Origin of the sequence: Brevundimonas sp. (assembly GCF_041911375.1) — a bacterium.
Taxonomy (GTDB): Bacteria; Pseudomonadota; Alphaproteobacteria; order Caulobacterales; family Caulobacteraceae; genus Brevundimonas.
This window is the reverse complement of sequence record NZ_JAYRPA010000005.1, coordinates 1-12,955: the sequence shown is the minus strand read 5'-3', so window position 1 is coordinate 12,955 and position 12,955 is coordinate 1. Positions and strand designations below refer to the sequence as shown.

The following is a 12,955-nucleotide window of genomic DNA, read 5'->3' as shown; positions in this document are numbered from 1 at the left end:
ATCCGTCAGATGCGGGGCGGCGGCCCGAACTTTCCGGCCTGATAGTCCTGGATCGCCTGCACGATCTCGTCGCGGGTGTTCATCACGAACGGGCCGTGGCTGAAGACCGGCTCGCCGATCGGCCGGGCGTGGCCCAGCAGCACGACGGCGTCGGACGCGGCCGTGATCTCGACCGCCTCGCCGTCGCCCAGCGCCGCCAGGCTCCATTCCGGGACCGGCGTCCCGGCGACCGCGACCTGTCCCTTCACAACATAGAGGAAGACGTTGCGATCGGCGGCGACCGGCGTCTGGAACCGCGCGGCCGCGGGCAGGCGCACCACCGCCAGATGGATGTCGATCAGCGACTGGATCGGCGCGGCCACGCCCAGCCATGCGCCGGATACGGGCTCGACCGTCACCCCGCCTTCGGTGGTGAAGCTGGGAATGTCCGCCGCCTGCAGCCCGACATAGTTCGGGGCCGTCATCTTCAGCCGCGACGGCAGGTTGACCCACAGCTGAAGGATCTCCATCGGGCCCCCGTCGCGCTTGAACGACGCGGGCGACAGTTCGGCGTGGATCAGGCCCGATCCCGCGGTCATCCACTGGATCCCGCCGGCCCGGATGATGCTCTCGCCGCCGGCGGAATCGTTGTGCGCCAGCTCGCCGTCTAGGATGAAGGTGACCGTCTCGAACCCCCGGTGCGGATGCGGGCCGAACGGCAGGCCGCGGTTGCCGGGCGGATAGGTCTGCGGCCCGTGATGGTTCAGGAACAGAAACGGATCGACCTGCTCCACGCCCGGCCCCGGAACAGGGCGGCGCGTCACCAGGTCGCCGATGTCGTCGCGATGGGCCGGATGCAGCCGGACCACGGGGCGGGGTTTGAGGGCGTTGGTCATTCGTCACATATAGAGTGACGGATGGCGAATGGCGAGGGCTCAGCCGCCACGCGACAGGGTCACCGGCCGGCTGCGGCCGCCCTGGACCAGCACGCCGGTCCATCCGCCCGATGCGGCCCGAAGTCGCAGCTCGCCGCCCGCCGCCGGGATCACCTTCGTGTCTCCGTCCGTGCTGGCGGGGCCGGCCACGCCGACCTCCTTGGGGGCCGCTCCGGCCTCCAGGCGACGCCAGGCCCCCTCGATGGTCCGCCCGCCGCCCAGATCGGTCAGCGCCAGCGACAGGATCGGCCGCCCGTTGGCGTCGGCGACGCGCCAACGTCCGTCCAGGGACCCGGCGCGACGATCCATGTTGATCTCGGCCTGGGCCACGCCTTGATCATAGGCGGCCTCGGCGTCGGTGGGGCTGGTCTCGTAGCTGCCGACATAGGCGCCGACCACCACCGGCTGGGTCAGCTTGCGGCGATGCTGCGTCTCGGCGGCGTCGCCTTCGGCCTGTTCGCGACCAAAGTCGGAGGGCGGCTCGAACGGCCGGACGGCGGGGGGCTGATAGGTTTCCGGGGTCGCATCCAGCACGCCGTAGGGGGTTTGAAGCGTCAGGCCGGAACTCAGGATCGAGGCGAATGTGAACCAGATCATGGGCTTACCCTGCCAAAGCCGGAGTCCCTCCCGCAACCCCCCGGCGGCCCCGCGCACAAACGTGATCCCCCGTGATGGAACCGAGAGCGCCGGCTTGGCCGCCCCACTTGTTGCAGCCGTTTGTTGACACCCCCGCGCGCGGGTCACTAAAGCCTTCGCAACCGCACACGGCGATTGAATTCATTCGCTTTTGAGAACGATTCGCATGACTCATCCCAACCCGACGTCGGGGGATGCGCGCGACGACCAGACCGGCCGTTTCGTCACCCAGCCGAACGGTCACGTTCGACCCCTCTCGCCCCACATGAGCATCTGGCGCTGGCATGTGACCATGGCGGCCTCGATCCTGTTCCGGGCCACCATCATCGCCGCGACGGTCGGCGCCGTGATCGCGACCGCCTGGCTGGCGGCGCTGGCCTCCGGTCCCGACGCCTATGCGGCCGCCCTGGGCGTGGCCGGTTCGCCGCTGGGCCTGCTGGTCGGCTTCGGCCTGACCGTGGTGCTGTTCTCCTTCATCCTGAACGGCGCGCGCCACACCATCAACGACACGGGCAACGGCCTGACCCCCAAGTCGGCCACGCTTCTGTCGAACATCTCCGTCTGGGGACCGATCCCGCTGGCGGTGCTGTTCTGGGTCGTTCTGTTCGCTGTCGGGAGGGTCGGGCTGTGAGCGGTCCCGCAAGATTCAAGAATTGCGTCAAGATTTCCGAACGGCGCGGCGCGGGCGAATGGGCCGCCGAGCGCGTGGCCCTGGTCGTCCTGCTGCCGCTGGCGGTTTGGCTGGCCTCGACCGCCTTCACCCTGGCGGGCGCCGGCTATGAGCAGGTGATGGACTGGTTCGCCAGCCCGCTGAACGCCGGGCTGCTGGCGATCACCATGCTGGTCTTCCTCGGCTACGCCGGCCTGGCTTGGAAGGTGATCTTCGAGGACTACATCAACCGGGTCGGGAACCGGAAGCTGCTGCTGGCCGTGCTGAACCTGGTCTTCTTCGTGCTGGCCGCCGCCAGCGTCTTCTTCATCGTGCGTCTGGCGCTGGGCTCGGCGCCGCTGCCCGCCGGCTTCGGAGCCTGATCCCGACCATGGCTGCTTACGAATTCATCGATCACGAATACGACGTCGTCGTCGTCGGCGCGGGCGGCTCTGGCCTGCGCGCCGCGCTCGGCGCCGCCCAGCAGGGCCTGAAGGTCGCCTGCGTCACCAAGGTCTTCCCGACCCGCTCCCACACCGTCGCGGCCCAGGGCGGCATCTCCGCCTCGCTGGGCAACATGGGCGAGGACAGCTGGCAGTGGCACATGTACGACACCGTCAAGGGGTCGGACTGGCTGGGCGACCAGGACGCCATCGAATATCTGGTCCGGAACGCCCCCAAGGCGGTCTATGAGCTGGAACACTGGGGCGTGCCCTTCAGCCGCACCGAAGAAGGCAAGATCTATCAGCGCGCCTTCGGCGGCATGACCCGCAACTTCGGCGAGGGCCCGGTGCAGCGCACCTGCGCCGCCGCCGACCGCACCGGCCACGCCATCCTGCACACCCTGTACGGCCAGTCCGTGCGCCGCGAGGTGAAGTTCTTCATCGAGTATTTCGCGCTGGACCTGATCATGCAGGACGGCGCCTGCACCGGCGTCACCGCGCTGCAGCTCGACACCGGCCAGCTGCACCAGTTCCGCGCCAAGATGGTGGTGCTGGCCACCGGCGGCTACGGCCGCGCCTATTTCTCGGCGACCTCGGCCCACACCTGCACCGGCGACGGCAATGCGATGGTGCTGCGCGCCGGCCTGCCGCTGCAGGACATGGAGTTCGTGCAGTTCCACCCGACCGGCATCTACGGCGCCGGCTGCCTGATCACCGAGGGCGCCCGCGGCGAGGGCGGCTATCTGACCAACTCGGAAGGCGAGCGCTTCATGGAGCGCTATGCGCCGACCGTGAAGGACCTGGCCCCGCGCGACATGGTCAGCCGCTCCATGACCATCGAGATCCGCGAAGGCCGCGGCGTGGGCCCGAACAAGGACCACATCTTCCTGCACCTGGATCACCTGGATCCCAAGATCCTGCACCAGCGCCTGCCGGGCATCTCAGAATCGGCCAAGATCTTCGCCGGCGTCGACGTGACCAAGGAGCCGATCCCGGTCCTGCCGACCGTCCACTACAACATGGGCGGCATCCCCACGAACTATCACGGCGAAGTGCTGACGCTGCGCGACGGCAATCCCGACAGCGTGGTGCCCGGCCTAATGGCCGTGGGCGAGGCGGCCTGCGTCTCGGTGCACGGCGCCAACCGCCTGGGCTCCAACTCCCTGACCGACCTGGTGGTGTTCGGCCGCGCCGTCGGTCTGCGCTGCGGCGAGGTGGTGGACAAGGCTTCGGCCGTGCCGTCGGCCTCCAAGGCTCAGACCGACGCCCACCTGGCGCGTCTCGACCGCTTCCGCAACGCCAACGGCTCGACCCCGACGGCCGAGCTGCGCCTGTCGATGCAGCGCGCCATGCAGGCCGACGCCGCGGTGTTCCGCACCGGCGAGACGCTGCAGCAGGGCGTCGACAAGCTGCGCGCCATCGACGCGGCCGGCGCCGACATCAAGACGACCGATCGCGGCCTGATCTGGAACACGGACCTGGTGGAGACGCTGGAGTACGACAACCTGATCGCGCAGGCCCTGGTCACCATCGAGGGCGGCCTGAACCGGACGGAATCGCGCGGCGCCCACGCCCGCGAGGACTATCCGGACCGCGACGACGTCAACTGGATGAAGCACACCCTGGCCTGGAAGCGCCCGGGCGAGCAGGTCCAGATCGACTACCGTCCGGTGCACAACTACACCATGTCCGACGAAGTCTCGTACATCGAGCCCAAGGCGCGGGTTTACTAAGATGGTTCAGCTCACTCTCCCCAGAGGCTCCAAGCCGACCCAGGGCAAGGTCCACAAGGCCGCCCCGGGGGCCAAGGACGTCAAGACCTACAAGGTCTACCGCTACGATCCCGAGGTCGACGCCGACCCCCGCTGGGATGTCTATGAGGTGCCCGCCGGCGACCACGGCCCGATGCTGCTGGACGCCCTGATCCACATCAAGAACACCATCGACCCGACCCTGTCGTTCCGGCGGTCGTGCCGCGAGGGCATCTGCGGCTCGTGCTCGATGAACATCGACGGGCGCAACGCCCTGGCCTGCACCAAGGGCTGGGACGAATGCTCGTCGCACAACATCACCATCGCCCCCCTGCCCCACCAGCCGGTGGTCAAGGACCTGGTGACGGACCTGAGCCTGTTCTACGCCCAGTACGATTCCATCCAGCCCTACCTCCAGTCCGACGAGCCGGACCCGGAGAAGGAGCGGCTGCAGACGCCGGCCGAGCGCGAGAAGCTGGACGGCCTGTACGAGTGCATCCTGTGCGCCTGTTGCTCCACCTCCTGCCCCAGCTACTGGTGGAACCAGGAGGAGTACCTCGGCCCGGCGGCCCTGCTGCAATCCTATCGCTGGATCGCCGACAGCCGCGACGACGCCACGGACAAGCGCCTGGACGACCTCGAGGACCCGTTCAAGCTCTATCGCTGCCACACCATCATGAACTGCGCCCAGGTCTGCCCCAAGGGGCTGAACCCGGCCAAGGCCATCGCCGAGACCAAGAAGCTGATGGTCTCGCCGTCGCGCAAGAAACAGGCGGCCTGAGTCATCGCGCCGGAGGCTTGCCTCCGGCGCGGCCTCGGTTAAGAGCGGCGCATGGCGACCATCACCTACATCGAGCATGACGGCACCGAGCACGTCGTGGACGTGAAGCCGGGCCTTTCGGTCATGGAAGGCGCGATCCGCAACAATGTGCCGGGCATCGATGCCGACTGCGGCGGGGCCTGCGCCTGCGCCACCTGCCACGTCTATGTCGACGAAGCCTGGCGCGAAGCCACCGGCAAGCCCAGCGCCATGGAGGAGTCGATGCTCGACTTCGCCGAGGAGGTGGAGCCGAACTCGCGCCTGTCGTGCCAGATCCGCGTCTCGGACGCCCTGGACGGGCTGGTCGTTCGCCTGCCTGAAAACCAGCACTGACGTGAGCGGCGGCGCCATCGCCCGTCTGGCGCGTTAGTGGAGCCGTGAGCTTGTTCGGTTCGAAATTCGGGCGTCCCGCCGACCTTGCCGATCGGCGATCGGAGCCGCGCCGCATCGCCAATGCGCGGGGCGTCGTCTCCGCGCCGGCGCTTGAGATGGCCTGCCTGATCATGGACCTGTCCGCCGCGGGGATGCGGCTGCGGCTGGACCGCAGCGCCGCCCTGCCGCGCGAGGTGGTGGTGATCGACGTCGCCGAGGGGCTGGCCTATCCCGGCGTCGTCGCCTGGCAGAAGGGGCAGGAGGCCGGAATCAAACAGGCCGGCCCGACCTCGCTGAGAGGTCTGGTGCCGGCCCGGATGACCGCCGCGCGCGACGCATGGCTTCGCGCGGGCGGCCGTTAGGCTGGAAGACGGCTTAGGCCGCCTTCGCCGTCTTCTTCTCCGTCTTGCCGTCAACCTGGCCTTCGATCAGCGGCGTGCCGGCGCCGATCTCGATGCGGCGGGGCTTCAGCGCCTCGGGCAGTTCACGCTTCAGCGCGATCGACAGCAGGCCGTTGACCAGATTGGCCTCGGTCACGACCACATAGTCGGCCAGCTGGAACCGGCGTTCGAAATCGCGTTCGGCCAGGCCGCGGTGCAGATAGGTCTTCTGCGTCGCATCGTCGTTGGCGGTCTTGCGGCCGGTGACGGTGAGCAGGTTCTCCTTCACCTCGATGTTCAGCTCGTCGGGGGTGAAGCCCGCGACGGCGATCTCGATGCGATAGGCGTTCTCGCCCGTGGTCTCGATGTTGTAGGGCGGATAGCCGCTTTCAGAGCTGGTGCGCGCGGCGCTCTCCAGCAGGTTGGCCAGACGGTCGAAGCCGACAGCCGAACGGTACAGGGGGGTGAAATCATAGGTACGCATCAGCATCCTCCTGAGGATCAGCAAGGTTGAGCCGTCCGGCGTTTTGGCCCGGACGGATGGGGATCAGTCCTGTCGGCCCGAAATCGGCGCCGGCCGGTCTGGAGAACCCGGGATCGGCGTTCTCGAGGCCTGAGATGGGAAGGCGGCTTTCGCCGTCAAGGCGCCCGCGCGTCATTTCGTCTGGCCGGGCGATCCGGCATTGGCCCGGGCCGCCGGGCTGCTAAGGGAGAAGGAACACCTCCGGAGGATCCCATGCGTCTCGCCCTCTTCGGCCTCGCGGCCGCCCTCGCCGTCACCGGCGCCGCGCCGACCGCCGCCCAGACCCCGGCCCGCTCCGCCTTGTCGACGACCATGCCGGACCTGCAGGACGACGCCGCGCTGCGGGCGGCGGTCGATTCGCCCACGCGTCCCGCTGCGGACCGGGCGCGCGACGCCTGGCGGCGCCCTTATGAGGCGCTGACCTTCTGGGGCCTGACGCCGGGGATGACCGTCGTCGAGATCGAGCCGGGCGGCGCCAGCTGGTGGCGTCATATCCTCGAGCCCTACGCCGCCGCGACCGGCGGCCGCTACGTCGCCGTCAACCGGCCGCTGGAGAGCATGGGGGTCGAGCCCGGCTCGGCCGATTTCATCCTGGTCGCGCGCGCCTTCCACAACTGGTCCCGCAGCGGCCGCACCGAGCCCTATCTGGCCGCCTTCTTCCAGGCGCTGAAGCCGAGCGGCGTGCTGGCGGTCGAACAGCACCGCAGTGCCGAGGGGCTGAACGTCGCCGATGTGGCCGGAACCGGCTACGTCCCCGAAAGCTACGTCATCAAGGCGGCGCAGGACGCCGGCTTCGTGCTGGACGCCCGCAGCGAGCTGAACGCCAATCCCCAGGACGACCACGACCACCCCTTCGGCGTCTGGACCCTGCCGCCGGTTCGCCGCAGCGCCGACGACCAGGGCCGCACCCTCAGCGCTGAGGAACGCGCCGCCTTCGACGCGATCGGCGAAAGCGACCGGATGACCCTGCGCCTGCGCAAGCCGGAATAGGCTCCCCCCGCCCGACTGCGGACTTTGACCCCGGCCCCGAACCTGATTAAGCCCGTGAGCGCCGAAGTTTGTCGGGCGCCGGGGCCGACGCTCTGCGGGGATGTTTGATGGCGTATCTTCCAGCGATCCAGAGCCGCGTGTCGCGTCGCACGATGCTGACGGGCGCGGCGGCGCTGACGCTGGTCGGCTGCGGGCGCGGCGAGGATCGCAAGTCCGAGGCGCCCCCCGCCCCCCAGGGTCCGCCGGAAGGTTCGCTGGAATGGGCCATCGCCGGCGCCTGGCGCTCCGCCCAGGACAAGGCCCGCGACCCGTGGCGCCATCCCATGGAGACGCTGCGCTTCTTCGGCCTTCAGCCGCGGATGACGGCGGTGGAGTTCTGGCCCGGCAGCGGCTGGTACACCGAAATCCTGGCCCCCTATCTGGCCAAGGGCGCGGGGGCCTATGTCGCGGCCCTGTTCCCCGAAGGTCCCACCGCCGACCCCGCCCAGGCCGCGCTGAACGCCGCCTTCCGGGCCCGATTCTCGTCCGATCGCCGGCTCTATGGCGAACCGCAGTTCTCGACCTTCGGCGCGACCAGCGGGCCCGTGGCCGCCGCCGGCACGGCGGACATGGTCCTGTTCATGCGCACCCTGCACGGCTGGATGGCCGCCGGGATCGCCGAAAAGGCCTTCGCCGACGCCTATGCCGCGCTCAAGCCCGGCGGCGTGCTGGGCGTCGAACAGCACCGCCTGGGTCCGGAGGAGGATCAGGATCCGGTTGCCGCGAACGGCTATGTCCAGGAGGCGTTCGTCAGGCAGCTGGCGGCCGAGGCCGGCTTCGTGTTCGTCGCCGCCTCCGAGGTCAACGCCAATGCGGAGGACACCAAGGACCATCCGTTCGGCGTGGACACCCTGCCGCCCATGCGCCTGACGGCGCCGCGCGGCGAACCCGCCGACCCGACCTTCGACCGCGCGCCGTATGACAAGATCGGCGAAAGCGATCGCATGACCTTGAAGTTCAGGAAGCCCGTGTGAACCGCGCCCAAGCCTTCGCCGCCAATGCGCCCCTGATGAGCGTGCCGGGCGCCGCCCCGCCCCCCGGCGGCGAGGGCGACTGGTTCCGCGGCGCCGGGGGCATGCGCCTGCGCGCGGCCCTGTGGACGCCCTCGCCCCTGGTCGCCAAGACGCCGCGCGGCACGGTGGTGCTGAGCGCGGGCCGCACCGAGCCGATCGAGAAATACTACGAGTTCATCGGCAATCTGCTGGCGCGCGGCTGGTGCGTCCTGGCCCACGACTGGCGCGGCCAGGGCCTGTCCGCCCGCCTGCTGCCCGACCGGCTGAAGGGCCACGCCCGCGCGGTCGAGGAATTCCTGGACGACTACGGCCGCCTGCTGGAGACCTATCAGGCGCGCCTGCCCCAGCCGTGGATCATGGTCGGCCATTCGATGGGCGCCTGCCTGAACCTGCTGACGCTGGAGAACGGCGAGGACCGGTTCGCCGGCGCCGTGCTGTCAAGCCCCATGCTGCGGGTCAAGACGGGCAAGCGGTCGATGTGGTCGGTCAAGCTGGCGCTGCGCTGGAACATCCGCCACGGCAAGGCCGGCGACTATGTGCTGGACGACGCCGACGATCCCTTTGATCAAGAGTTCGAGGGCAACAGCCTGACCTCGGACGCCGCCCGCTACGACCTGTGGCGCCAGCAGCTTTACGCCTGTCCGCACCTGGCCGTGGGCGCCCCCACCTACGGCTGGCTGGCCTTCGCGGTCGACGCGGGCGAGCGGGCGCTCAAGCCCCGGGCGCTGAAGGCGGTGAAGGTCCCCGTGACCATCGTCCAGGCCGATCGCGACGAGCTCGTCTGGAAGCAGACCAGCCGCTGGGCCGCCAAGCGGCTGGAGCGCGGCCGCTATGTCGAGGTCCCCGGCGCCCGCCACGAGGTCATCATGGAGGCCGACGAGATGCGCGCGGTCTTCCTGCAGGAGTTCGACGCCCTGGCCGACGCCGTCGCCCCGGTGCTGGAGACGGCGGGCGGGTCGTCGCCGGCGCGGCAACGCTCCTAATTTCGCGAGGAATTCCTCGAAAGATCAGCCCTCAAGGGGCGGGCCTGACCCTTCGACCCAGCGCGGCTTCCCGCTGGGTTATGATGCGCGCCTCATTCGACTGAAGAAGGACGATTCACACCATTCACACTGTGTTTTTTACGCGCGCAGTGTGAAATCGACCCGGGGCTGCGGTTCGACCGTCTCTTCTACAAGGCCGCGCGACGCAGCGTGACCAGGGCCTGGTCGATCAGGCGGGCGTCGCCGACCGCCAGGATCTGTCCGCCGTCGTCCGGGGTCTGGCCGCGCCAGTTGACGACCTGGCCGCCCGCCGCCTCGATCACCGGGATCAGGGCCGACCAGTCCCAGGGCTTCAGCCCGGCCTCGGCCACCAGATCGATGCGCCCGGCCGCCAGCATGGCGTAGGCGTAGGCGTCGCAGCCCAGCCGGGCCAGGCGCGCGGCCGCCCGCACCTGGGTCCAGGCGCCCAGCTCCGAGCCGGTGAAAATGTCGGGGTCGGTCGTGGCGATGATGGCGTCGTTCAGCCGTTCGCAGGGCCGCACCGCCAGCGGCGTCTCCCCCGCCCCGCGCAGCAGGCGCGCGCCCGACGGGCCGCCGACGAAGATCTCGTCGAGATAGGGCTGGGCGATGACGCCGACCGTCGGACGCGCTTCGGTCCGCAGGGCGATCAGGGTCGTCCACAGCGGCAGGCCGGCGATGAAGGCGCGGGTTCCGTCGATCGGGTCCAGCACCCAGACGTGCTCGGCCTCGGGCCGGTCCGCGCCGTATTCCTCGCCGATCACGCCGTGGTCGGGATAGCGTTCGGCGATCCGGCGGCGGATCGCCGCCTCGGCCTGCCGGTCGGCCTCGGTCACGGGATCGAAGCCGGCCGCGCCGCCCTTGTCCTCGTGGCCCAGGTCCGAGCGGAAGAAGGGCAGGGTCACGCGCGCGGCTTCGTGCGCCAGTTCGATGGCGAAGGCTTCGAGTTCGGTCATGCGGCGCTCATAGCCCGCTTCGCCCGGCTTGGGCGCCCCGCACCGTCGCGTCTTTGTCAGGTCGCAGGCGCGTTCAGCGACTTGGCCAGATCCAGCAGGCGCCGGCGGGGATGTTCTTCCAGCTGATAATAGGCCTGGATCAGGTCCAGCGTCTCCTTGCGCGAGAAGACCTCGCCGCCGCTGGCCGCGGGGGTCTTGCGCTCCAGCGCGTCGGCCAGGCCTTCGTAGAAGTAGGCGATCGGCGTCTCCAGCGCCTCGGCCAGCTGCCACAGGCGGGCGGCCGAGATGCGGTTCGCGCCGCATTCGTACTTCTGGATCTGCTGGAAGCGGATGCCGACCTGCAACGCCAGTTGCTGCTGCGTCAGGCCCAGGAGGCGTCGCCGGCGGCGAAGGCGGCGGCCCAGATGAAGATCGATGTCGGTGGCCATGCGCCGGTCCTCGTCTGTCGACCGTCCCGAAACGGAACGGCTCGCCCCGCACGCGGCAAGCGCCGTGCCGGATCGCGCGCCAGGCGAATGTCGATCGTCAGGCAACCCGGCGACGCGACGCGCATTTAGGTGACAGCTTGGCTTTGAAACGGAAGGAACCATCTCATGGGCATTATCGCCTGGATCATCATCGGCATCATCGCGGGTTGGCTCGCGGAACAAATCATGGGCCGCAACCACGGCCTGCTGACCAACCTGGTCGTCGGCGTCATCGGCGCCCTGATCGGCGGCTTCATCGCCAATGCGCTGGGCTTCGCCTGGGGCGGCTGGATCGGCTCCACCATCGTGGCCACCATCGGCGCGGTCATCCTGCTGTTCCTGCTGGGCCTGATCAAGCGTCGCGCCTGATCTCAGACAGGTGCAAAAAAGAGGGGCGGCTCATCGAGCCGCCCCTTTTTCCGTGCCCTGACCCTTAGGCCTGAGGTTCGGTCGAACCGGTCGGCGGCGCCATGGGATCGGCGGTGGTCGCCGGGTCGGCCGGATCGGTCATGGTCGAGGACGGATCGGCCGTCGTCGGATCCGCGACCGGGTCGCTCGACGGAGCGGGCGCCGGCGTCGCGGCCGGAGCGGGCGATGCGCCGGCGATCGGCGCGGCGGCGTCATACTCGGTCTTGGTGTAGGCCACGACGACGTCCGAGCCTTCCTGGCGGATGCCGGCCAGCGGCACGGCGCGCAGTTGGCCATCGGCGCCGCGCACGGTCAGTTCCTGGCCGCCTTCGGCATTGGCCTGAACGCCTTCCAGCGTCCCCAGCGCGCCGTCAGGGCCGCGCACCGCAGCGCCCGGAGTCAGTTGGAGGCTTTGTTGAGCCGGCGCAGCGGCGGCCGGGTCCTGGGCCGGCGCGGCGGCTTCCTGCGCCAGGGCCGGCGCGGCCATCAGAAGTGCGCCGAAGGAACCGGCCAGAAGAGCGTTCTTGAAAGTCATGGGATCATACCCCAGTTGCGCGGGCCCGACGCCCGCAGAGAGGTAATCCGCCATGTTTCGGATTGTTTCAGGCGCCGCGAAATGACCCCGGGCGCGCCCCAGTTGGCCGATTCCTGGTCTATCATGGGGCGGACCTGACGAATCGGAGATCGGCTTGCCCCGCCGCCCCCAACACGCCCTGCGGCTGACCCGCCGCCTGCTCGGCCTGGGCTATGAGCTGACGCCCCAGCTGTTCGCCGTGCTGGCCTTCGCCGCCGGGGCGCTGATGCTGACGTCGGCCGTGACGCCCGAGCTGGACGAGCGGCTGCGCCGGCTGACCGGCGTGGTGTCGCCGCTGCTGATCGACCTGTCTCACCTGGTGGCCAGCATCGCCGGCTTCCTGCTGCTGCTGCTGTCGGCGGGCCTGTGGCGGCGTCGGCGCGGGGCCTATTGGGCGGCGCTGACGGTGCTGGCGGTGGGGGCGGTGTTCTCGCTGTTGAAGGGGCTGGACTGGAGCGAGTCGCTGGACCTGGTGCTGGTGGCGGCCCTGCTGGCGCCGTGCCGCACCGCCTTCAACCGGCGTTCGCGGCTCAGCGAGCCGCTGCGGCCCAGCTGGCTGCTGCTGCTGATCGCCGTGGTCGGCGCCATGCTGTGGCTGGGCTTCTTCGCCTATCGCGACGTGGCCTATTCGGACGAGCTGTGGTGGCGCTTCATCGGCGACCGCCAGGCGTCGGGCTTCCTGCGGGCGGGACTGGCGCTGGCGGTCCTGACGCTGGTGGTGGCCGGTCGATCGCTGCTGAGTTCGCCCGGCGCCCACGATCACGGCCCGGCCGGCCCGGAGGAGATCGCGCGGGCGCGCGCGGCGCTGGAGGCGGCTGCCCACGCCACGCCGGAGGCCTGGCTGGCCATGCTGGGCGACAAGGCGCTGCTGTTCAGCCCGTCGGGCCGCAGCTTCCTGGCCTATCGGGTGCGCGGGCGGCGATGGATCGTGATGGGCGAACCGGCCGGCCCGCTGGAGGAGCGGCAGGACCTCCTGTGGGCCTTCGCCGAATTGGCCGACAGCTACGGCGGCGCGCCCG

17 protein-coding genes are annotated in these 12,955 nt (G+C 69.7%); 11 read left to right on the top strand and 6 right to left on the bottom strand.

Features of this window, described 5'->3' with window-relative positions; translation table 11 throughout:
* Positions 1-5 precede the first annotated feature (5 nt).
* Together ACE3PU_RS00780 and ACE3PU_RS00775 are read right to left on the bottom strand one after the other, a co-directional pair.
* Positions 6-875, bottom strand: coding sequence for a pirin family protein (locus ACE3PU_RS00780; protein ID WP_374385635.1), 870 nt, complete (start codon positions 873-875; stop codon positions 6-8).
* A 39-nt stretch (positions 876-914) separates the two neighbouring features.
* Positions 915-1,511, bottom strand: coding sequence for a hypothetical protein (locus ACE3PU_RS00775; protein WP_374385633.1), 597 nt, complete (start codon positions 1,509-1,511; stop codon positions 915-917).
* Positions 1,512-1,716: 205 nt separating this feature from the next.
* Here ACE3PU_RS00775 and sdhC point away from each other — a divergent pair, with 205 nt between their 5' ends.
* From sdhC to ACE3PU_RS00745, 6 genes are read left to right on the top strand one after another with little or no spacing between them, the layout of a single operon-like run.
* A complete protein-coding gene (sdhC, locus tag ACE3PU_RS00770) occupies positions 1,717-2,181 on the top strand; it encodes a succinate dehydrogenase, cytochrome b556 subunit (RefSeq protein ID WP_374385631.1) in 465 nt (154 codons plus the stop codon).
* Positions 2,178-2,582 (top strand): succinate dehydrogenase, hydrophobic membrane anchor protein, encoded by a 405-nt coding sequence (sdhD, locus tag ACE3PU_RS00765; RefSeq protein WP_374385629.1) that lies wholly within the window; start codon positions 2,178-2,180, stop codon positions 2,580-2,582. Before sdhC ends, sdhD begins: the two co-directional genes overlap by 4 nt.
* Positions 2,583-2,590: 8 nt before the next feature.
* Positions 2,591-4,375, top strand: coding sequence for a succinate dehydrogenase flavoprotein subunit (gene sdhA / locus ACE3PU_RS00760; protein WP_374385627.1), 1,785 nt, complete (start codon positions 2,591-2,593; stop codon positions 4,373-4,375).
* Position 4,376: 1 nt separating this feature from the next.
* Complete coding sequence (locus ACE3PU_RS00755; protein WP_374385625.1) at positions 4,377-5,174, top strand: succinate dehydrogenase iron-sulfur subunit; 798 nt, start codon at positions 4,377-4,379, stop codon at positions 5,172-5,174.
* 51 nt (positions 5,175-5,225) lie between these two features.
* Positions 5,226-5,546 (top strand): 2Fe-2S iron-sulfur cluster-binding protein, encoded by a 321-nt coding sequence (locus ACE3PU_RS00750; protein WP_374385623.1) that lies wholly within the window; start codon positions 5,226-5,228, stop codon positions 5,544-5,546.
* 50 nt (positions 5,547-5,596) lie between these two features.
* Positions 5,597-5,947 (top strand): PilZ domain-containing protein, encoded by a 351-nt coding sequence (locus tag ACE3PU_RS00745; RefSeq protein WP_374385621.1) that lies wholly within the window; start codon positions 5,597-5,599, stop codon positions 5,945-5,947.
* 13 nt (positions 5,948-5,960) lie between these two features.
* Here ACE3PU_RS00745 and ACE3PU_RS00740 read toward each other — a convergent pair whose 3' ends face one another.
* Positions 5,961-6,449, bottom strand: a complete 489-nt coding sequence (locus tag ACE3PU_RS00740; RefSeq protein ID WP_374385619.1) for an Hsp20 family protein — start codon at positions 6,447-6,449, stop codon at positions 5,961-5,963.
* Between the two features lie 252 nt (positions 6,450-6,701).
* On the opposite strand from ACE3PU_RS00740, the gene ACE3PU_RS00735 reads away from it, so the two are divergent.
* The 3 genes from ACE3PU_RS00735 (at position 6,702) to ACE3PU_RS00725 (ending at position 9,513) form a co-directional block, all read left to right on the top strand.
* Positions 6,702-7,478 carry a class I SAM-dependent methyltransferase gene (locus ACE3PU_RS00735; protein WP_374385617.1) on the top strand — a complete coding sequence of 259 codons (777 nt, stop codon included), beginning with the start codon at positions 6,702-6,704 and terminating at the stop codon, positions 7,476-7,478.
* A gap of 107 nt (positions 7,479-7,585) precedes the next feature.
* Entirely contained in the window at positions 7,586-8,491 is a 906-nt protein-coding gene (locus ACE3PU_RS00730) for a class I SAM-dependent methyltransferase (RefSeq protein ID WP_374385615.1), read from the top strand.
* A complete protein-coding gene (locus ACE3PU_RS00725; protein WP_374385613.1) occupies positions 8,488-9,513 on the top strand; it encodes an alpha/beta fold hydrolase in 1,026 nt (341 codons plus the stop codon). The genes ACE3PU_RS00730 and ACE3PU_RS00725 overlap by 4 nt, the downstream gene beginning before the upstream one ends.
* Before the next feature lie 188 nt (positions 9,514-9,701).
* On the opposite strand, the gene hisN is transcribed toward ACE3PU_RS00725, so the two are convergent.
* A complete protein-coding gene (hisN, locus tag ACE3PU_RS00720) occupies positions 9,702-10,487 on the bottom strand; it encodes a histidinol-phosphatase (RefSeq protein ID WP_374385611.1) in 786 nt (261 codons plus the stop codon).
* A gap of 56 nt (positions 10,488-10,543) precedes the next feature.
* Positions 10,544-10,915 (bottom strand): helix-turn-helix domain-containing protein, encoded by a 372-nt coding sequence (locus ACE3PU_RS00715; protein WP_374385610.1) that lies wholly within the window; start codon positions 10,913-10,915, stop codon positions 10,544-10,546.
* Positions 10,916-11,080: 165 nt separating this feature from the next.
* Between ACE3PU_RS00715 and ACE3PU_RS00710 the strand changes: the two genes are divergently transcribed.
* The gene (locus ACE3PU_RS00710; RefSeq protein WP_374385608.1) at positions 11,081-11,323 is read left to right on the top strand and encodes a GlsB/YeaQ/YmgE family stress response membrane protein; all 243 of its coding nucleotides are present in this window, start codon (positions 11,081-11,083) and stop codon (positions 11,321-11,323) included.
* A gap of 64 nt (positions 11,324-11,387) precedes the next feature.
* On the opposite strand, the gene ACE3PU_RS00705 is transcribed toward ACE3PU_RS00710, so the two are convergent.
* The gene (locus ACE3PU_RS00705) at positions 11,388-11,897 is read right to left on the bottom strand and encodes a hypothetical protein (protein WP_374385606.1); all 510 of its coding nucleotides are present in this window, start codon (positions 11,895-11,897) and stop codon (positions 11,388-11,390) included.
* A 154-nt stretch (positions 11,898-12,051) separates the two neighbouring features.
* Here ACE3PU_RS00705 and ACE3PU_RS00700 point away from each other — a divergent pair.
* A partial coding sequence (locus ACE3PU_RS00700) for a phosphatidylglycerol lysyltransferase domain-containing protein (RefSeq protein WP_374385604.1) occupies positions 12,052-12,955 on the top strand: 904 nt, incomplete at its 3' end.